Below are 19,223 nucleotides of genomic sequence, written 5' to 3'. Positions count from 1 at the left end.
AAAAAGAAAATGGCAGGGCTAGACGATAATTATCGCTCAACCCTGCTAGAGTCTGGGATTAAAATGCGCTAGCCGTGGCTTAATTAGCGAGGGTTGTATCTTCCTTGACTCAAAATATTATTAGGGTCTAAGCTGCTTTTGAGCTGATTAACAGTTTGCCAAAAGTCACTGTCTTTATTGAGTAGCCATTGCTGCTGATCAACATTAAGCCGATAAGGAACAAAACCTTTTTTTAGCCCTTCTTCAACCAACATTTTTAAACAGTTATGGGCATCATTAACCGCCTTGGGGTTACTTAAATCAAAGACAATTGGGATGGTACTATCAACGCAGTCGTGTTTTAAGTTGGTAAAAGTAATAAAAGGTTCAATATTAAATTTCGGACAAGTTTCTCTAATAAATTCGACAAACTCGCGCATTTTTTTTGCTTTCATGGTAATTAATGGCGCATACCAAAGTAAACCACAACCGTCTTGACCGGGTGATAGTGTCTCCTTATCAAAGCTATCTGCGTCTTTATGCCGCCAATAAGCCAATTTCAAGGCAACTTTATTAGGCTTGCCTAGCATTATTTCTTTACCTTTATTAAATGAATCAAGCTGCTCAGCGACCTTAGTTAGCGTCGGTATCTTCTCGATTAACCAGGGGGGTAAAATATCAATTACTTTATTTGCGAGGACAATGGTCGGACTATTTGAGTAGATACGCTTACATGGTAGTTGCTTGAAAATGTTGTTTATTTCTTTTTTTACCGCATTAACGACTCGTGTAGTACCGTAAATACTGCCAACAATGGTCCAGCTAGGCGCTCTTAAATCGGTAGCTAGCTCATTAATATCATTACTATGCATGACTTGGTGAGCATCGCTACCATTCGGGTTCTTGGCAAACATTGATAATAAGCGACGCTGATCCATTAAGTTAATTGCCCCGACAATACCTTCATAGCTTTGTAATACGTCCCTGATCAAAGGCACTGCTTTTTCAAGCAAGGCATCATCTTGCATTTGGATAAAAAAAGAAGTGAAATCAGGTTTTATTTTCGCTAAGCGAATGGTCATTTGACTGACAATACCAAGGTTTGACTGAGTAAACAGCCCTTCTAGGTAAGGACCAAGTCCCCACTTAAAGGTTTTATCAACTAACTTGTCTTCACTGGCATCTAGTTCGTTAACCGCAGACTGATAAGGCCTGCCGTTAGCCCAATATCCTTGAATACTGGTAACGGCACTAAAATGGTCGGTATAAGGCGTTATACCGTAGCCACGCTCTAACGCATTGGCTAGTATGGAACAACTCGGGCCAGCGCCCGTGACGGGCACCATATAATCATGATTATGCTGATGTAAAAAGTCACTTAATTGTTGCTGGGTGACTCCTGGCTCTAGGGTAACTAGACCTAACTCGCTATCAAAGTGAGTTATGTTTGTTAATCGGCCTAAATCTAAAAGAATAATATTATTGCTTAGGCCCGTTGGTTGACTAGTGCCATAGCCCCAATTGTTGCCAGTACTGATTGGATACAAAGAAAAAGCTAGTTCTTCATTCTTAGCGCATTGGTTGGCTAAATCTAGTATTAGCTTAATCTCGCTAGCTTGGCTGAGTGTAATAACGCCCATTAGCTGTCTTTGTTTTTTATCAAAGAAAGCGAGTCCTTCTGTGCCCAGCATAAAACGCGAAAGCTGCTGAGAATCAAATGAAAAACTCGAATCGCTAGTCAGGACGTTTTCAATGAGAGAAGCAAGTTGTGGTGACATGAGAGGCACTTAGCGGTAAGCCGCTGTTAAATTGTAGTAGTTTATATTTTGATTAAATTAAGCTTAGTTAAGTTAAGTCCATTTGTTTTAGTTGCAAGCAGATGTCTTTTTCAATAGTTTTATAAAGACTTTTAAAGCCAGGGGAAAGATCTTTCATAAATATCTCAGGGTTGATGTAATAGGGAGCGCGTAAACCATGGTAATCAACGGGAGGGCCAAGTTGTTGAAAGGTAATGCCAATAAACTTCATGCTTCGCGCGAGTCTCGGTTCCATCATTACATAGACATGGCGTATACCCGTGTTCATGCCCATGGTTGCTGCCGCCATATATAAACCTATGGCAATAAAAGGGAAGCAACGTAATTCTGTTTCCGAATAGCTAATCTCACTAATAACACCAGTACCCGAGCCCTTAAAGTGATCAGCTTTACGACGGCGAAAATCAGACTTTACCGCTAGTCGTGATATTTCAGCTATTTCAGCACGGTTAAAGCGCTTAGGGCTAAGCTCTTCGTTGGTTATTGAGTCCATACAATATTTTTCTATGGGCAGCAATTCATCAGGGCCTTTTGAGGTGACTAAACGCACACAGCTGGTGAATGTTTCTGTAGGTTTATGCTTAATTAACGAAAAAAGAGATTGACAGTCAAATTCATCTGTTTCTTGGCCATTTTCTCTAACATCTTCAAAAGCGAGCTCTTCGCAGTAAACATTATGACGAATTTTAAAGGCCTCTTCTCTTAACTCTGGGTTTAAGGCGACATGAGGTTGCAAAAATTCAGTGAAATGATCTGAAATGCTATGCGCTTCTCTACTTGCCTTCGCAGAGACAATTTTTTTAGTGATTAAACCAATAATAGGTGTGTTCAATAATCGTTTATTCCAGTTCATTATTATTCCATGATGAAATTGAAAATAACTAGGCTAATACGAGTATAGTCGTTAACCTAGTTTAGCTATCATTAATGTCAAATTATGGTTTAAAGTAATATTTCACTTAATTGCGGCTGACTTAAAAAGTCCTTAGGGCTTGCTGAAGCACCATATGCACCCGATTGAAAGACTACAACATAATCGCCAAGAATGGCTTTAGGTAATATGATTTTGTCGGCTAAAATATCAAGCGGCGTGCATAATGGCCCGACAATGTTAACCTGCTCTAGCTCATTGCCATTGAGTTTGTTGCCAATGGCCAGCGGATAGTTCTTGCGGATCACTTGGCCAAAATTACCTGAGTTAGCCAGGTGATGATGCAAACCGCCATCACACACTAAATATTTTGTGCCACGAGAGACCTTAATATCAACAACTTTACAGACATAGATACCCGCTTCTGCCACCAAATAACGGCCTAATTCTAAGATAAGTTCTACACCGTCAACTAAGGTTTTATATTGCTTTATAAGAGCGGTTAAGTTCTCGGCAATTAGGGTAACGGCTAATGATTGCTCGTTAGCAAAGTAGGGTACACCAAAACCGCCACCAATATTAAGGTAAGCTATTTTTGTTTTGGCTAACTGATTTGCTAATTCGATTAATTGCTGTGCTAAAGCAAATGTTTGTTGTTGGGCTGAGATGATAGCATCGGCATTGAGGTTTTGTGAGCCAGCAAAAATATGAAAACCGCGTAAGTTTACTTGCGCTAGAGGCAGGTCTTTTAGCACCTGAGGAATTTTCTCTTCATCAATACCAAAGGGTTTTGCGCCACCTGACATCTTCATACCTGATGATTTAAGCTCGAATTGAGGATTAACTCTAATGGCAATATTTGCTTTGAGCTTTAATTGTTTGGCAGCCAGTTCAATCTTAGCTATTTCACCCTCTGACTCAACATGTAGCGTTACTCCGGCAATTATGGCGGCCTCAATATCCTCGACAGTTTTCCCCGGGCCAGCGAAACTAATTTTACTTACCGGCATTCCCGTTTGCATTGCCAAGAGCATTTCTTTTTTTGAGGCAACATCAAAGCCTGATACTTGTGCAGCCATCAATTGCACCAAACTAGGGTAAGGGTTGGCCTTTATGGCGTAATGTAGCGAAACCTCTTTCGGTAAAATTTTGGTTAATTGACTGACTCTATTGATAATTAGCTGTCGGTCATAAGCATAAAAAGGTGTCTTTGATACCAGTTTTTCTATTTGATTTAACGAGAACTTACCAACAGAAAGTTCGCTACTTGTCGGTAGAAAGTCCTTGAGTGATGTTGTTAAGTTGGTCTGCGATTGCTTCATGTTGCTGCCAGTTATTATCAATTAAGTGAGTATGTTTGCTTGTTATAATTCTTCTGCAATAGCTTGGTATCTACTTTACCATTGGCATTACGCGGTAATTCCGTTAAAAGCATTACCTCTTTTGGTATCATATAGTTAGGCAAGTTAAGTTGGCAATGCCTGATGATACTCTTTTGGGTTTGCGCTTCTTCTTGGTTGTCGCTAGAACAGACAACAAGTGCGATTATAGCTTGGCCTAATTCAATTGAGGGGCTAGGGATTATCGCCGCTTCATCTACCTGAGGTAGTTGTAACAATACCGACTCTATTTCTGTTGGGCTGACCCGATAACCAGACGTTTTAATCATGGCGTCCTTTCTTGAAACAAAATAGAGAAACCCGTCGGCATCACGCTTAACATAGTCACCAGAGAATACCGCGAGTGGTGTGTCTTGTTCATTGATTGCTTGTTTAGGTGTTGTTTTAAAGCGCTCGGCAGTCGCTGCTTCATTTTGCCAGTAACCTAAGGTTACCAATGGGCCGATATGAACCAATTCGCCTACTTCATCGCTATCGCAGGTACTACCATCTTCTCGTAAAACGAGGATTTCCGCATGAGGGATGGCTTTGCCCATTGAGTTGGGTCTATTGTCGATTTCCTGTGGTGATAAAAAACTAGAGCGGAAAGCTTCAGTTAAACCATACATAAGATAGGGTTTAGCTTGGGGCATATGTTTTCGTAATGCGGCTAAAGTTGGCAAAGGGAGTACGCCGCCAGAGTTGGTAAAATAACGCATTGATTGTGCCGCGCCTTTTGGCCATGTTGCTTTACTAAGTTGCAGCCAAAGTGGCGGCACCGCGGCTAAGCCAGTAATTTCATATTTGGCAATGGCTTTTACTACATCGGTTGCCATTAAGTAATCGAGTAATATGCACTTTGCCCCTACTAGAAAGCAACAGGTTAATTGATTTAGGCCATAATCAAAACTTAAGGGTAATACCGAGAGAATGTTGTCGTGAGCGCTTTGTTGTAAATACATACTCACTGACTTTGCCCCGAGAATAATATTTTCGTGACTCAGCATAATACCTTTTGGCTGTCCGGTACTGCCAGAGGTGTATAAAATGGCGGCTAGATCATTAGGGCCAATAGAGTTTTTCAGGTCTTTGCAGGCTTGTTGACCTTGGTTTATAAAGCTTTGCCAACTAGTAATAGTTAATTGCTGACTAAAAGCCTGTTGCGCTAATGCTTGTTCATCGGCATCAATGACTATGATGGTTACTAAAGAGGTAAATCTTTCCAGTAATGGTGCTAATGCCTTTAGTCGGGAATTATTGGTAATGAGCAGCTTTATTTGACAATTATTGGCAATATAGTGAACTTGTTGGGCTTTTAATACTGGGTTAATAGGGACGAAAACAGCACCGAGTAAAGAGCAAGCAAACATGCTTTGTACATTTTCTTGATTCTTGGCTAAATAAACACCAACTCGATCGCCTTGGCTAATAGCGAGTGATAAATAACCTTGTGCTACCTTATTCACTTCTTTTTCAAGTTGAGCATAGCTAAGCTGGTTAGCTTTTATTTGCAGCGCGATTGAATTGGGAGAGCGCTGTGCACTATGGCTAATTAGCTCATGAACAAAGGTGGTCATTTATCTTCCTGAAAATTGACTAACTAAGCTGATCTCAGGTTAGTTATATAAGTATATTTATCAAGGCTATTATGACGGTGAAAGCATCATCTAGGCAAGTGCTGTTAAATGAATGCTTATAATTTAATGAGCTATCTCATGAGTTACCATATTCATTTTTAGCGGAATAACTTCCATTGCTGTTTGAAAGCCTATTTTATAGAGCTGATGTTTTTGCTCTGTCGTCATTTTAAAGTCAACTGCAGAATACTCGCCTATATTAATCACTATGGTATTATGCCAAAAATTCTCGTTAATATACTCACGGGAAATAGTGGTCATAAAAGTACGAATAAGTAAGGTGACATAGTTAAATATAGGAAATAAGCCATTAACATCAAGTTGATCATATTCATGCTCACCGCGTAAACGAAAACATAGCACTGGCGTACCTTTATGATCCCAGTCGCGATGTAAGGCATCTTCAGATAAAATACTACCATCAACCATAATACGTTTGCCAAAGGGTTTAAAACTAAAGACTAGTGGGATAGACATGGAAAAACGTACTGCTTGTGACACCTTCATATCAGGGGTTAATTCAGCATCAAAAATCACGGGTTTACCGTTAGTGACATCGGTAGCAACTATGTGAAGATTCTTCTCTAATTGAGAGAAAGTCTTTCCTTGTAAATGATTGTCTACCCAACGCTCAAAAGCATCGCCTGAGCATAATCCTCCGTGACGAATAAGTTTGAGTAATGAAAAACCACGAAAGTCATTGTAGTTAGTTTTCAAAGCAATAGTTTTAATTTCACTTAATGTTAAACCAGACGCATAAAAGCTGGCAATAATGCTACCGCCAGATACGCCAACTAAATCTTCAAACTTGATATCAAGTAACTCTAGTGCTTTTAACACACCCAAATGAGCCGGTAGACGAGTTCCGCCACCAGCAAATATAGGTACAATAGTATTATTCATTTAACCCCCTTACAGCAAAGGACAGATCGGCTAATTACATTTTTACAGCAGACTTTAGCCTTAATTATGAACAAAGTTAGCAATTTTGCGAAAATTATTGTCTAGCAAGTATAAGGTAAAGCATTTTATATCAGCGAGGCTTTAGGGTAGACTTTGTTTTGTGCACAAATATCGCATCAATTATTTAGGGAAAATTATGAGACGATACCTACAGATTATTAGTTTTTTTGTTTTTTTTGTTATGCCATACGCTCATGCAGACTTTGTTGAAGTCGTTGCAAAAATTAAACCATCAGTTGTGGGTATTGGCGTGCATACCCCGACTAGTCGCCCGCAAAACATCCTACGGGGCACAGGCTTTGTCATTGGTAATGGCCGTTACATAGTCACCAATGACCATGTACTGCCGACCTTATTAAATGAAAGCCTATTACAAAAAATGGCAGTTTTTATTGGCACAGGTAAAAATGCCAAGGTCAGAGAGGCTGAAATCGTGGCGACTTCCAGCTTATATGATTTAGCTATTTTAAAAATATCGGGACCTGCCTTACCGGCAATGAAACTAGCTAGTGGTGAATTTATCCCTGATGGTAGTTTTATTGCTTTTACCGGCTTCCCTATCGGCGGCGTGTTAGGTTTATACCCAGTTACTCACCGAGGTATCATCGCCAGCATTACACCAACCGTTGTTCCGGCAGTATCTGCGGAGCAAATCAATTTAAAAATGCTTAAAAGAATGCGCAACCCCTACTTAGTTTATCAGCTTGATGCTACCGCCTACCCTGGGAATAGTGGTAGCGCTATGTATGATATGAAAACTGGCGAGGTTGTTGGCATAATTAATAAAGTGTTTGTGCAGTCGACTAAAGAAGCGGTTATTAGTAATCCCAGCGGTATCACTTACGCAATCCCGGTAAAGTATTTACAGCAAGTGCTTAGAGAGCATGATATTTCAATATAGCAAAAACCTTTCTATAAGCTCTACTCGCTAACCGTTATAACTTTACTAGCATTTGAGCTTGGATATAAACGTGAAAGAGGCACTAACTCTATTCCATGCAAGGCTAATGTTGGGATCAACTTATTCAATGTTGCCATTGTTTCAGGGTGCGGATGAGCAATAGCAATTGCTGTGTTATGTTTTTGGGCAATTGCTATTAGTTGCTTAAATTGTTGACTAATATATTCATCAGTTAATTCATTATCTAAAAAAACCTGTCTTGATTTTACCGGTACACCATAGTCTAGCGCCGCTTGTTTCGCCTTTGAATGTGGGCTGGTCTTACTGTCTAAAAAGAGTAACTCATGTTGTTTTAAAAAGTCCATGGTCCAAGCCATAGGTTGATAAAGTTGCGTGAGGTAGCTGCCCATATGATTATTAATACCAATTGCAAACGGGATTTCAGCAAAGGATTTGGTTAAACTTTTTTTAAAGGCATCTTCATCCATAGCACTAGTTAACGCCCCTGGACCTAATTTCTCTCTATTCTTAGACTCCATTGGAATATGAATTAGCACATCGTGGTTGTCGTTATTGGCCAGTATGGCAAGCTTTTTTCCGTAGGTGGTATGCGGCAAAAAGGCATAAGTAATATCACCCGGTAGGGTTAAAGCGTGTTTATCTGTGTACCTATAGCCCATATCATCGATAATAATAGCAACTTGATTAGTTTGAGCATGGCTTTGATAACTTATCAGCGAAAAAAGTACTAGGGAAAGCGTAGATTTAAAAGGCATATTTTTTAACAGAGTAATTAGCACAGGATAATGGGATTCTTATAATTATTATATTTAATAAAAGCCTAGCAGTAATTTAGCTAAAAAAAATAGCTTTTGACTAAATTACCTGAATAAATAAATGCTGACGCCTTATTTACACCATAGCTTTGGATTAAGGGCTTTACCTCGGTGACGAATTTCAAAATAAAGCCCTGATTGTTCTTGGCCGCCACTTTGGCCGACTAAAGCGATAGGCTCGCCAGTCTCGACACGATCGCCAACGGATTTGAGTAAGGTTTGATTGTGCGCGTAAAGGCTCATATAGCCATTGCCGTGGTCAATAACGGTTAATAAACCATAACCTTTCAGCCAGTCAGAAAATAACACTGTGCCATTATGAATAGTTTGAACTTGGCGACTAATTGGTGCAGTAATTAATACCCCTTTCCACTTTAAGTAACCTTGTTTTCGGGTGCCAAAGCGGTGCAACATGCGTCCCTTAACAGGCCAAGATAACTTTCGTTTTAATTTGCTTAAGCCGGTTAAATCTATTTCCGCTTGAATAATTGCGGCTAGCTTATTTAATGCTTGGTTTAAGTTATCTTCTTCGCCTTTAAGTTTATTTAATTGCTGTTGGCTGGAAAGTAATTTTCGGCTTAACTTTGATAAGGTTTTACTTCGCTGAGTTTTACTGGACCGTAATTGAGTATCTTGCTGTAATTGCTCTACTTTGAGTTGTTGTAGATACTCAACTTGCTCTTGATGCTCTGTGCTTATTTGCAGTAATTGCGTTATGGTCGCTTGAAATTGATCTATCTCTTTTGTTCTTGCCTGATTTAAATATTGATAGTAACTGATGGTACGCTGAATTTTCTCACTTTGATCTTGATTAAGCAGTAGTTTCAGATAATCGTGCTGGCCAGTGGTATATGCAGCTCTAAGTTGCTGAGCTAATAAACGCTCTTGCTGTTGCTTTGCTAAGGTTAATTGCTTTTTTTCTTTTGCTAGCGTGGTTATTTTTACTTGGGTGTTACTGAGCTCAACCTCAATTTTATTGATTGCTTTAGCTACTTTAGCAATAGCAAGGTCATCCGTTTTTAGTTGTTGCTCTAGATTACTGCGTTGTTTATTGGTATCAAAAATATTGGATTCTTGTTTAGCAATGGCTTGCTGAACATCACTGAGTTTGGCACGGTTTTGTGTTTGTGTCGTTTTATTACGATTACTTTGTTCAGCTTGCGCGGGAAAAGCAAACAGTAAACTTAGTATTAATAAGCTTACGGTGGCTAGCGGCGCTAAGTGTTTATTTGATAAATAAGTGTGGATAAACAATCTCGTAATCGAAAGTGACAATAAATCAACAGCCAATATATCACTTAAACCCATGTTATCTCAAGGTGAAGATTTTTCTCGAGATCTCATGGGTATGGGCTATAGATTTACTATCACTTCGTAAGCGGCATTAAAATTGAACCGGTCATTTCTTCTGGTTGTTCCATGCCCATTAGGTGCAATATACTGGGTGAGATATCACTTAAAGTGCCAGAAGTTGCCGGGGTAGCCTGACGACCAACATAAATTAGCGGTACAGGTTCACAAGTATGGGCTGTATGAGCTTGACCTGAAATAGGATCTTCCATCTGCTCGGCATTACCGTGATCGGCAGTAATTAAGCATTCACCGCCATTTTTTTGTAAGGCAGCAACAACTCGACCAACACAAGTGTCTACAGCTTCACAGGCTTTTACTGCAGCATCAAAGTTACCCGTATGACCAACCATGTCGCCATTTGGATAGTTACAAACGATAAAGTCGTATTTACCACTGTCAATTGCAGCAACGAGTTTATCGGTAAGCAGGGTTGAGTTCATTTCAGGCTGTAAATCGTAGGTTGCCACATCAGGTGATGGCACTAAAATTCGTTCTTCGCCAGCAAAAGTATCTTCTTTACCGCCACTAAAGAAAAAAGTGACATGGGCATATTTCTCTGTTTCAGAAATGCGTAATTGAGTTTTATTATGTTTAGCTAACCATTCACCCATAACATTATTGAGTGTCGCTGGCGCAAAGGCCGAAGGTGCATCAATACTAGCAGCATACTGGGTCAGCATAACAAAGTCGCCGATAGCAGGAATGCTTTTGCGGGTAAAGCCTTCAAAATTTTCTTCAGTGAAGCAACGACTAAATTGACGTGCTCGGTCTGCTCTAAAGTTCATAAAAATTAACGCATCACCATCGGCTACCTTGATAGTTTCACCCGATGGCGTAGTTATTGCGCTGGCGCCGACAAACTCATCATTTTCATCACGTTCATAGGCCGCAGCAAGAGCATCTAAGGCACTATTATATTGGTGTAACCCTGTACCACTAACCATTAAATTATAAGCCGCTTCAACGCGCTCCCAGCGTTGATCTCTATCCATGGCATAGTAACGACCAATAACAGAAGCTATTTGTCCTTCACCGGTGTCAGCATCCGTAAATAGTTCGGAGAATTTTTGTTGAGCTTTTTCTAAAGAGGTTTTTGCACTTCGCGGCGGCGTATCGCGACCATCTAAAAATGCATGTAAATAAACTTTTTTAGCGCCACGCTGTTTGGCTAGCTCCATCATGGCGAAGATATGTTCTTCATGGCTATGAACGCCGCCAGGAGAAAGTAAACCAAAAATATGCACTGCATTATTACTTGCGGCAGCCTTATCGACCGCTTGGCACAAAGTTGGGTTGTGCTTAAATTCACCATCGCTGATTGCTTTAGTAATTCGAGTAAAGTCTTGGTAAACCACACGGCCAGCACCTAAGTTTACATGACCTACTTCAGAGTTACCCATTTGCCCTTCGGGTAGGCCAACTGCCATGCCTGAAGTATCAATTAGCATATTAGGGTAATTGGCTTTTAAATCATCTAATACTGGCGTGTGTGCTCGATGAATCGCGTTTGAGCTAGTTTCTTCTCTGTATCCCCAACCATCTAGAATCATCAGTACCGTTGATTTCTTATTCGCCATTATTTTCCCCGTTATATTTAGTTTTTGTTTAGTCTTTTCCATGCTGTATGGCCAAGTATTGTACACCCTAGGATGGTGTTATTCACTAAGGATTTAACATTGAAATGTTCCATGTTGGCTTACTAAGTTGTAGCTCGCGGGATATGCTCGCAATTTTAAGTGGTTTGCGTATAATGTGCCGATTCGAAATTTGATAAAAATGGGCTTTATTTATGGAACAATTAATTACTTTTGCAGGCGAAAATGGCATGCTGAGCGCGGTTTGGGTTGCCTTAGTGGTAATGATTATCGTCACGACAATTAAAATGAAAATGTCACCGATTAAACAAATAAGCACACAAGATTTAACTTTTTTAATGAATAGAGAAGAAGGTATTGCGCTTGATATCCGTAAGGACAAAGAGTTTAAAGCCGGTCATATTCTTGAAGCTATCAGCTTACCTAGTGAAAAAATCAAAGAAAAAGGCCTGACTAGTCTTGAAAAATATAAAGACAAACCCATCATTGTAGTATGTGCTGCCGGCATGAGTGCGGTGCAAATAGCTAACGATTTATTCAAAGCTGGTTTCAGCCGTGTTAGTGTGCTTAAAGGTGGTATGAACAGTTGGACAGGTGCAGGTTTACCTGTCGCTAAGTAATTATATAGCTGGACCACTGAACTGATCCATGTCACTCATTTATGACAGAGAAATAAAAATGGTAAAAATTGATATATATACCAAAATGTACTGCCCTTATTGTACTCATGCTCTTACCTTACTAAAAGGTAAGTCAGTTGAATACAATGAAATCAAGATCGATGGTGATATGACTAAACGTAGTGCCATGATTGAGCGCAGTAATGGTGGTTATACCGTTCCACAAATATTTATTAATGATGAACTTGTCGGTGGTTGCGATCAGTTAGTGGCCTTAGAAATGAATAATCAGTTGGATGGACTGTTAGCGGTAAACTAATACTCAAGTCCATTAAATTAAAAATTATAACAATTATAAAATAGGAGCCTCTCATGGCTGAAGAAAATCAAGTAGCAAACAATGAAGCAGCAGCACAATCTCCAGAATTTGCCATTCAACGTATTTTTACTAAAGATGTTTCTTTTGAAACGCCAAATTCTCCGGCTATTTTTCAACTAGATTGGAAACCTGAAATCAAATTAGATCTTGATACTCGCTCCACTAAATTAGCTGATAATACTTATGAAGTTGTATTATCGGTAACTGTTACTGCTACTGTAGAAGACAAAACAGCTTTCTTAGCTGAAGTACAACAAGCGGGTATCTTCACTATTGGTAACTTACCTGAAGCACAGTTAGCCCATACTATTGGCGCTTTTTGCCCGACAACATTATTCCCGTATGCTCGTGAGACAGTAGCAAGCCTAGTAAACCGTGGTTCATTCCCACAATTTAACTTAACACCAGTTAATTTTGAAGGTTTATATGCTTCTTATGTACAACAACGTGCCGCACAAGAAAACGTGCCACAAAGTACTGAAACACACTAGTTATTAGCACTTCGTTGAAAATATCATTAGTTTATAAATTGGGTTGTATATGTCTTTAGCTGCAAAAATTACTGTGCTTGGTGCTGGGTCCTATGGCACAGCGCTAGCAATTTGTTTAGCCAGGAATGGTCATAAAACCTTGTTGTGGGGGCGTGATGCTAATCATGTCGCTACTATGGCGCAAGATAGAGAAAACAATAAATATCTTGCCGACTGTCCTTTTCCTGAAGCATTAGTGTTAGAAGCTGATTTAAAAAAGGCAGTGCAAGCAAGTAATAATATTTTAGTTGTGGTGCCAAGCCATGCTTTTGCAGATATGCTTAAACAAATTAAGCCAATGTTAACGGGCAATGAAAAAATTGCTTGGGCTACCAAAGGCTTGGATCCTGATACTGGTGATTTGTTGCAGAAAGTTGCCACTAAAATACTCGGTGACAATGTTTCTTTAGCGGTGTTATCAGGGCCTACCTTTGCTAAAGAAATGGCTTCAGGTTTTCCTACCGCTATTTCGTTATCTTCTGAGGATGATGATTTTGTTGCTGAGTTGTCAGACTTATTGCATTGTGAAAAACTATTTCGAGTTTATGCTAATAAAGATTTTATTGGTGTTCAGCTCGGTGGTGCCGTTAAAAATGTTATCGCTATTGCGGCGGGTATAGCCGATGGTATTGGCTTTGGTGCTAATGCACGTACCGCCTTAATTACCCGTGGTTTAGCTGAAATGACCCGCTTAGGTTTAGCGTTAAATGCTGAGCCAGCAACCTTTATGGGCATGGCCGGTTTAGGTGATTTGGTACTTACCTGTACCGATAACCAATCTCGTAATCGTCGTTTTGGTTTAGCATTAGGTAAGGGCAGTGAAGTTGAGCAAGCGATTACTGATATCGGTCAAGTAGTTGAAGGCTATCGTAATACTAGAGAAGTTTATATGCTAGCCCAACGACATGGTGTGGAAATGCCAATTGTTGAGCAGGTTTATCAAGTACTTTACCGCGGAAAGGATGCCAAGTTAGCGGCTGCTGACTTACTTTCACGTGATAAGAAATTTGAGTAACCTATTCACTTTATTATCAATAATATGAATATTTAAAAGGGTAAATCGGTCAAAGACTGATTTACCCTTTTTTGTTGCTATCACCTATACCAAACTGCTTATACCGCGTTAGGGAAACCTAGTTGACGCCAAGCATCATAAACAATTACTGCTGCTGCGTTTGATAAGTTCATGCTGCGGCTTTCTTTTAGCATTGGAATTCTAATTTTATCTTCATCAGGGATTTGTACACGAACCTCTTCGGGTAATCCTGCGGTTTCTGAGCCAAACAATAAATAATCCCCGATTTTAAAACTAACATCACCGTAAAAATTGTTGGTCTTAGTGGTTATGGCTAATATTCGTTTTGGCTGCTCTTTATCAATGAAGGCTTTGAAGTTTGCATGACGTTGTATCGCAGCAAATTCATGATAGTCTAATCCTGCACGACGTAATTTTTTATCATCTAAATCAAAACCAAATGGCTCAATTAAATGCAAACGAAAGCCTGAATTGGCGCATAAACGGATTATATTGCCAGTATTTGGCGGGATTTGCGGTTGAAAAAGTACAACATCTAGCATAACAATCATCATCTGATAAAATTTTTGTTATTATAACTATTAATGACTTTCAGATCTTAATTTTTCTTCAAGGATTAGCTATGGCGAAAAGCACAATATCAACGGACGAATATGCATACTGGGTACGGTTAGCAGCTATTTCTTCTACCTCAATAGCCTTGATCTTAGTAGTAATTAAACTCTATGCTTGGCTAGTCACAGATTCGAGTGCCATGCTCGCTTCTACCACTGACTCTATTTTAGATTTATTCGCTTCAATAATGAGTATCGTTATTCTGCGTTTTGCTCTGGCACCAGCCGATAAAGAGCACAGTTTTGGTCATGGTAAAGCTGAAAGTTTAGCCGGGTTAGTGCAGGCAGCATTTGTGCTTGGATCGGCCATAATCCTTATTTTTAGTGGCGTTTCTCGTTTACTTAATCCGCAACCTATAGTGCAAGGTGAAGTGGCTATTTGGGTGACGATTATCTCTATTGCCTTAACCCTCTGTTTAGTTGCTTTTCAGCGTTACGTAATAAAGCGTACAGGCTCCATTATTATTAGTGGTGATGCCCTGCATTATCAATCGGATTTATTGCTCAATCTAGGGGTTTTAGCAGCCATTATTTTGAGTCAAGGTATCTGGTTACACGCGGATGGTGTGTTCACCATATTAGTAGCCTTATACCTCGTTTTTGGCGCGGGTCAAATTATGGTGCAAAGTGTTGCCCAGTTGATGGATAGTGAGTTAAGCGATGATGAACTGGCAAAAATAAGAGCTATTGTATTAAACCATGGCCAAGCAAAAGGCATTCATGAGTTGCGCACTAGACAGTCGGGGGTGCAGCGCTTTGTGCAGTTTCATTTAGAATTAAGTGATGACTTATCGTTATTTGAAGCCCATAGCATAGGCGACGAAATTGAAGCTGAAATTTGTCGCCTGCTCGCCCCTTGTGAAGTCTTTATACACCACGATCCTAGCTCTGTGGTGCAAAGTGAGCAGTCAAAAAATGCTACTAGCTAAATACTGGGGGTATTATTTATGTTGTTTGAACCAAGCAAGGCTCTGATTTAAGGCGCTGTTTCTATAATCATCTACTTCAAAGAATAATTCGTGCAAGGCGCCATCAAGCCTACTTGGTATTCCCTTGGGGCAAGATTGCGGTTGTAGGGCATGTAACTGCTGACAAAAATCATCTTGTGCTCGTTGGCAAACTACAATGTCGCTGCCTGCTTGCAACAACAATATCGGCGTCTTAAGTTGAGCTAGCTGAGCGAAGATCTGCTTTTGTGCTGCTATGCCCTGTGCTAACCAATGGCTAGTGACCCCGCCAAGTTGAATGCTCTTGTTATTTTTGTATAAGTCGATAAATATTTGGTAGCGCTGTACTGAGTGAGTTAGCCTATTATGGGCAAAACTGACTGGTGAGTAGTCTCTTTGAGCGAAAAAATACCAAGGGTTATTACTGATTAAGTTATTGAGTGCTAGTTTGGCCGCTATCATCATTTCAGCGATGGCAGTTGGTAATATACCTGAGTTGAAGCCCAACATAGGCGATGAGATAACTGCAGCTTTAATGGCATTGCTTGAATCTTGCATAAAGCGAGTGGCAATGGCAGCACCCATGGAATGAGCTAATAGGTAGGGTTTATCGGCACAGTGCTGACTAATGATATTTTCAATAAAATAGCGTAAATCTTCTACGTAGTCCTGAAATGTAACCACATAGCCCTTGTTAAAATTGGTAAGTAAACGCCCTGATAAGCCTTGGCCTCGGTGATCGATAATAAAAATATTATAGCCTTGCTGGTATAAATCAAAGCTGAGCTCTTGATATTTCAAATAACTTTCACAACGACCTGGTACTATGACGATTGTTGGTCGTTCAGTTCCTTGCTGAATAAACTGTGCATAATGAATACTTACTTCATCAGTTCCTAAAAAAGAATTAAACAAGCCTTGCTGCCAGAAGGTTGTTATTTGCTCAGGCAACTTCCCTTTAAGATTTACTTCTTGATTAAACTGTGCGGAATGGCTCACGTTGCAACCTTATAAGTAGATAAGTAGATAAGCAGTAATGATTACTGAACAGTATAATTGATATTACTCGGGGTGAAGCAGGATTTTATCTAAATTTTACTATGAAATATGCAAATTATGCATGCAAGCTAAAAGAGAATATTTTACTCATTTTACTTTCAATTGTGTGGTTGTCTTTTGTTGCAGGACTAAAGCGCCATTTCCGAATTGCTGAGCGAATAGCCGATTTGAAATAGATAAGTTTACTCTGCGGACTAAAATTAATATCTTTTACTTTACCATAACGATCAATGGTGAAATTTACCTTCACTTCCATCTCAATACCACGACGTTTAGCTAGGCTTGGATAAACCGGGCTGATTGAGTTCAACAACTTAGCTTCATGTGAACTTGGTGCTTCGATGGCTATTTGGTGAGAGGCAGCTAATTCATTTACTTTGTTTATCACACTCGTTATTGAATTGAGAGCGTGTGAGGCGACATATAGATCATTTTGTCGGGCTAACTCGTCGATCTCTTGGCGATATGACAGGTGAGTATAAGCGCTGGCATTACTCGGCAATGCGTTATTGAATGTCACCGGAAACTTTTTATCGAAACTTTCTATGGGGTCCAGCTTAGTTATTATAACGGCTGACTTAAACGCTTGCTTGGCTTGAACAGCTTTCGTTATTTGGCTTGATTGAGTTAGGCGAGTCATTGTTGGCGTATATATAGTCTGTGCCGATGCTTTACCTACTAAGTCACCCTTGATCTTACTTACTTCATCATTAGCTAGGTTAAGCTGAGCTAAAGTTTGTTTTTCATTCGAGTTGTCCAGCTGTTTCGGCAATGTTACTTGCTCATCGGTCAGCGAAAACTCAGCTATTTGTATTTTATCCTTACTAAATTCCTGCTTAAATTCTTGGTTAAAGATAGGAGCTGTTTTAAGTACTGGCTCGACAGTCACTTGACTCTGTATAACCGTTAAGGATTTAAGTGCCGCCGTGGTTAATTTACTGTTATTAATAACTGCTGGTTTAGTATTATTTTGGCTAATAGCTATGCCGACGAGGGAAGGCTTGGTAAAACTATTTTCACGACTCAGTAATTGCTGAGCAATTGAGTCGTTTGCCATTGTCTGTTTTTCTGCATGGCTGTTATCAAAGCCAGTTAACCTTGATTGGAATATATTTTTGCTAAGTGAATTACTTTCTTGCCATGGGAATTGATCATTTAGCTGTTGGGCGAATGGCATGGTCAGCAATTGATTTATGCTAAGTAAGGTTAATGCTAGCAAAAGGCTAATGGCAGCGAGCCATTTACTGGTGTTATTACTCGGTGCACAATGGTGATCAACAAGGCGCAGTACGCGCGCTTTTAAATCACCACCCGATGCTGCCATTGCCATGGTTGGAATTGTATGAAAATGATTTTTGGCGCATAACGAGGCGGTATCCGTTAACGTGTGCGCATAGGCAATGGCATCACCGCAATGCTGTACGGCAATATCGTCACTGCAATATTCTCGTTCATTACGCATTTGTTTACCAATCCAATGCACGCTTGGATGGAAGAAAAATAATAACTCGATAAGTGTTTGTAAAAAGTTAACTAAATAATCATGACGACGAATATGAGCCAGTTCATGTAAAATAAGCATTTCAAGTTGCGCAGAATCTAAGCCAGTGACCATGCTAGCGGGTAGTAATACTACAGGCTTTAACCAGCCTATTGCCATAGGTACTTCGGCTTTTAATGAGATGAGTAACTTGGGTGTTTTTGTTAGCTTTATCTGCTGAGCTAATTCATTAAAACGGATGAGTAAAGCAGAAGAGGGGGCAACACTCGAATGCAAAGGTAAGTTATTTACATTTCGAACTTCAATTAAAAGCTTGCAAGCCAGTATGGAAATTGTCGCCAGCCAAAGCAACGAAAGGTAAGGCAAGGAGTGAGCTAATATTGAAGGCAGTAGTTCATGATAGCTTAACAAAGTACTTTTCTGAGTTAACTCATTGACTAAACTGGTTAACGGAATAGGGCTAAGGTTACTATTAATACCTGAGCTTGTATCTGGGTACACCATGAAAAAGGTAAGTAGTGCTAGTGCTGCGTTTGAAAACATTGCCAATGTTGCCACGGCATAACGCAATATCGACTTATTTTTATCAATAATAAATAACGCCGACTTTAGAATGAAGGCCACCAATAAGCCTTGCCACACAAAGTGCACTAAGGTTAGCGATAAGCTATATAAAAAAGGGCTATTAAATAATTGATCAAACATAGTCAAAGTAGAGTCGTACTATTTTTCTAATGAATTTAGCAGCTGACGAATATCATTAATTTCTTCAGTGCTGGTTGAGTCATCAATAGCGCGCATTACCAGTTTAGAGGTAGAACCACCAAAGGCTTTTGTGATTAAATCTCTAATAAGTGATGTTTGCGTTTGTGTTTGGCTATTTGCCGCAGCATAAACATGAGCTCGATTGCTTTCATCACGAATGACTAATGTCTTTTCATGCATTATTTGTAATATTTTTAAAACGGTGGTGTAACCAGTTTTTTGCGTCGAACTAACAACATCATGAACCTGTCTTACAGTAGCTGGACCCATTTTCCAAAGAACATTGAGTAATGTTAACTCTGCTTCTGTGGGCTTCAGAGTAGATTTATCATGCGCCATGTACACTTCCTTTTTTGATGATTTTTATTAGGCTAATCATTTTTATAATGCTTAGACAAGATACGAAATTAATCGTATTTTGTCTAAGCTTATATCGAGTAC

18 protein-coding genes are annotated in these 19,223 nt (G+C 39.6%); 6 read left to right on the top strand and 12 right to left on the bottom strand.

Going from position 1 to position 19,223, the window contains the following annotated elements; genetic code table 11:
• Positions 1-83: 83 nt before the first annotated feature.
• The 5 genes from HRT50_RS06970 to HRT50_RS06950 all read right to left on the bottom strand — a co-directional run bounded on the left by HRT50_RS06970 (position 84) and on the right by HRT50_RS06950 (position 6,586).
• Entirely contained in the window at positions 84-1,757 is a 1,674-nt protein-coding gene (locus tag HRT50_RS06970) for an FAD-binding protein (RefSeq protein WP_291612750.1), read from the bottom strand.
• A 67-nt stretch (positions 1,758-1,824) separates the two neighbouring features.
• The gene (locus tag HRT50_RS06965; RefSeq protein WP_291612748.1) at positions 1,825-2,649 is read right to left on the bottom strand and encodes a PEP-CTERM/exosortase system-associated acyltransferase; all 825 of its coding nucleotides are present in this window, start codon (positions 2,647-2,649) and stop codon (positions 1,825-1,827) included.
• An 89-nt stretch (positions 2,650-2,738) separates the two neighbouring features.
• On the bottom strand, positions 2,739-3,989 hold the full coding sequence (locus HRT50_RS06960) for a pyridoxal-dependent decarboxylase, exosortase A system-associated (protein WP_291612746.1): 1,251 nt from the start codon (positions 3,987-3,989) through the stop codon (positions 2,739-2,741).
• A gap of 17 nt (positions 3,990-4,006) precedes the next feature.
• Positions 4,007-5,623 (bottom strand): acyl-CoA ligase (AMP-forming), exosortase A system-associated, encoded by a 1,617-nt coding sequence (locus tag HRT50_RS06955; protein WP_291612744.1) that lies wholly within the window; start codon positions 5,621-5,623, stop codon positions 4,007-4,009.
• Positions 5,624-5,746: 123 nt separating this feature from the next.
• Positions 5,747-6,586, bottom strand: coding sequence for a patatin-like phospholipase family protein (locus tag HRT50_RS06950; RefSeq protein WP_291612742.1), 840 nt, complete (start codon positions 6,584-6,586; stop codon positions 5,747-5,749).
• A gap of 196 nt (positions 6,587-6,782) precedes the next feature.
• On the opposite strand from HRT50_RS06950, the gene HRT50_RS06945 reads away from it, so the two are divergent.
• Positions 6,783-7,547 carry a serine protease gene (locus tag HRT50_RS06945; RefSeq protein ID WP_291612740.1) on the top strand — a complete coding sequence of 255 codons (765 nt, stop codon included), beginning with the start codon at positions 6,783-6,785 and terminating at the stop codon, positions 7,545-7,547.
• A gap of 20 nt (positions 7,548-7,567) precedes the next feature.
• On the opposite strand, the gene HRT50_RS06940 is transcribed toward HRT50_RS06945, so the two are convergent.
• The 3 genes from HRT50_RS06940 to gpmI all read right to left on the bottom strand — a co-directional run bounded on the left by HRT50_RS06940 (position 7,568) and on the right by gpmI (position 11,313).
• Positions 7,568-8,323 carry a divergent polysaccharide deacetylase family protein gene (locus HRT50_RS06940; protein WP_291612738.1) on the bottom strand — a complete coding sequence of 252 codons (756 nt, stop codon included), beginning with the start codon at positions 8,321-8,323 and terminating at the stop codon, positions 7,568-7,570.
• A gap of 132 nt (positions 8,324-8,455) precedes the next feature.
• On the bottom strand, positions 8,456-9,691 hold the full coding sequence (locus HRT50_RS06935; protein ID WP_291612736.1) for a peptidoglycan DD-metalloendopeptidase family protein: 1,236 nt from the start codon (positions 9,689-9,691) through the stop codon (positions 8,456-8,458).
• A 59-nt stretch (positions 9,692-9,750) separates the two neighbouring features.
• Positions 9,751-11,313 (bottom strand): 2,3-bisphosphoglycerate-independent phosphoglycerate mutase, encoded by a 1,563-nt coding sequence (gene gpmI / locus HRT50_RS06930; protein WP_291612756.1) that lies wholly within the window; start codon positions 11,311-11,313, stop codon positions 9,751-9,753.
• 212 nt (positions 11,314-11,525) lie between these two features.
• Here gpmI and HRT50_RS06925 point away from each other — a divergent pair, with 212 nt between their 5' ends.
• From HRT50_RS06925 to gpsA, 4 genes are read left to right on the top strand one after another with little or no spacing between them, the layout of a single operon-like run.
• Positions 11,526-11,951: a rhodanese-like domain-containing protein gene (locus tag HRT50_RS06925; protein ID WP_291612734.1), complete on the top strand. Its 426-nt coding sequence runs from the start codon at positions 11,526-11,528 to the stop codon at positions 11,949-11,951.
• Between the two features lie 58 nt (positions 11,952-12,009).
• Positions 12,010-12,270 (top strand): glutaredoxin 3, encoded by a 261-nt coding sequence (grxC, locus tag HRT50_RS06920; RefSeq protein ID WP_291612754.1) that lies wholly within the window; start codon positions 12,010-12,012, stop codon positions 12,268-12,270.
• 53 nt (positions 12,271-12,323) lie between these two features.
• Positions 12,324-12,821 (top strand): protein-export chaperone SecB, encoded by a 498-nt coding sequence (gene secB / locus HRT50_RS06915; RefSeq protein ID WP_291612733.1) that lies wholly within the window; start codon positions 12,324-12,326, stop codon positions 12,819-12,821.
• Positions 12,822-12,870: 49 nt separating this feature from the next.
• Positions 12,871-13,875, top strand: coding sequence for an NAD(P)H-dependent glycerol-3-phosphate dehydrogenase (gene gpsA / locus HRT50_RS06910; protein ID WP_291612731.1), 1,005 nt, complete (start codon positions 12,871-12,873; stop codon positions 13,873-13,875).
• 98 nt (positions 13,876-13,973) lie between these two features.
• Here the strand turns inward: gpsA and trmL are convergent, their stop codons facing one another.
• Complete coding sequence (trmL, locus tag HRT50_RS06905; RefSeq protein ID WP_291612729.1) at positions 13,974-14,438, bottom strand: tRNA (uridine(34)/cytosine(34)/5-carboxymethylaminomethyluridine(34)-2'-O)-methyltransferase TrmL; 465 nt, start codon at positions 14,436-14,438, stop codon at positions 13,974-13,976.
• 80 nt (positions 14,439-14,518) lie between these two features.
• On the opposite strand from trmL, the gene HRT50_RS06900 reads away from it, so the two are divergent.
• The gene (locus tag HRT50_RS06900) at positions 14,519-15,439 is read left to right on the top strand and encodes a cation diffusion facilitator family transporter (protein WP_291612727.1); all 921 of its coding nucleotides are present in this window, start codon (positions 14,519-14,521) and stop codon (positions 15,437-15,439) included.
• Between the two features lie 12 nt (positions 15,440-15,451).
• Here HRT50_RS06900 and HRT50_RS06895 read toward each other — a convergent pair whose 3' ends face one another.
• The 3 genes from HRT50_RS06895 to HRT50_RS06885 form a co-directional block, all read right to left on the bottom strand.
• On the bottom strand, positions 15,452-16,456 hold the full coding sequence (locus HRT50_RS06895; protein ID WP_291612725.1) for an alpha/beta fold hydrolase: 1,005 nt from the start codon (positions 16,454-16,456) through the stop codon (positions 15,452-15,454).
• A gap of 115 nt (positions 16,457-16,571) precedes the next feature.
• Entirely contained in the window at positions 16,572-18,641 is a 2,070-nt protein-coding gene (locus HRT50_RS06890; RefSeq protein WP_291612723.1) for a M56 family metallopeptidase, read from the bottom strand.
• Positions 18,642-18,740: 99 nt separating this feature from the next.
• The gene (locus HRT50_RS06885; RefSeq protein ID WP_291612721.1) at positions 18,741-19,121 is read right to left on the bottom strand and encodes a BlaI/MecI/CopY family transcriptional regulator; all 381 of its coding nucleotides are present in this window, start codon (positions 19,119-19,121) and stop codon (positions 18,741-18,743) included.
• Positions 19,122-19,223 lie beyond the last annotated feature (102 nt).

Origin of the sequence: Colwellia sp., assembly GCF_013215345.1 — a bacterium.
Classification (GTDB): Bacteria; Pseudomonadota; Gammaproteobacteria; order Enterobacterales; family Alteromonadaceae; genus Colwellia.
Note: the sequence above shows the minus strand (reverse complement) of the source record. Positions and strands in the feature narration are given on the sequence as shown.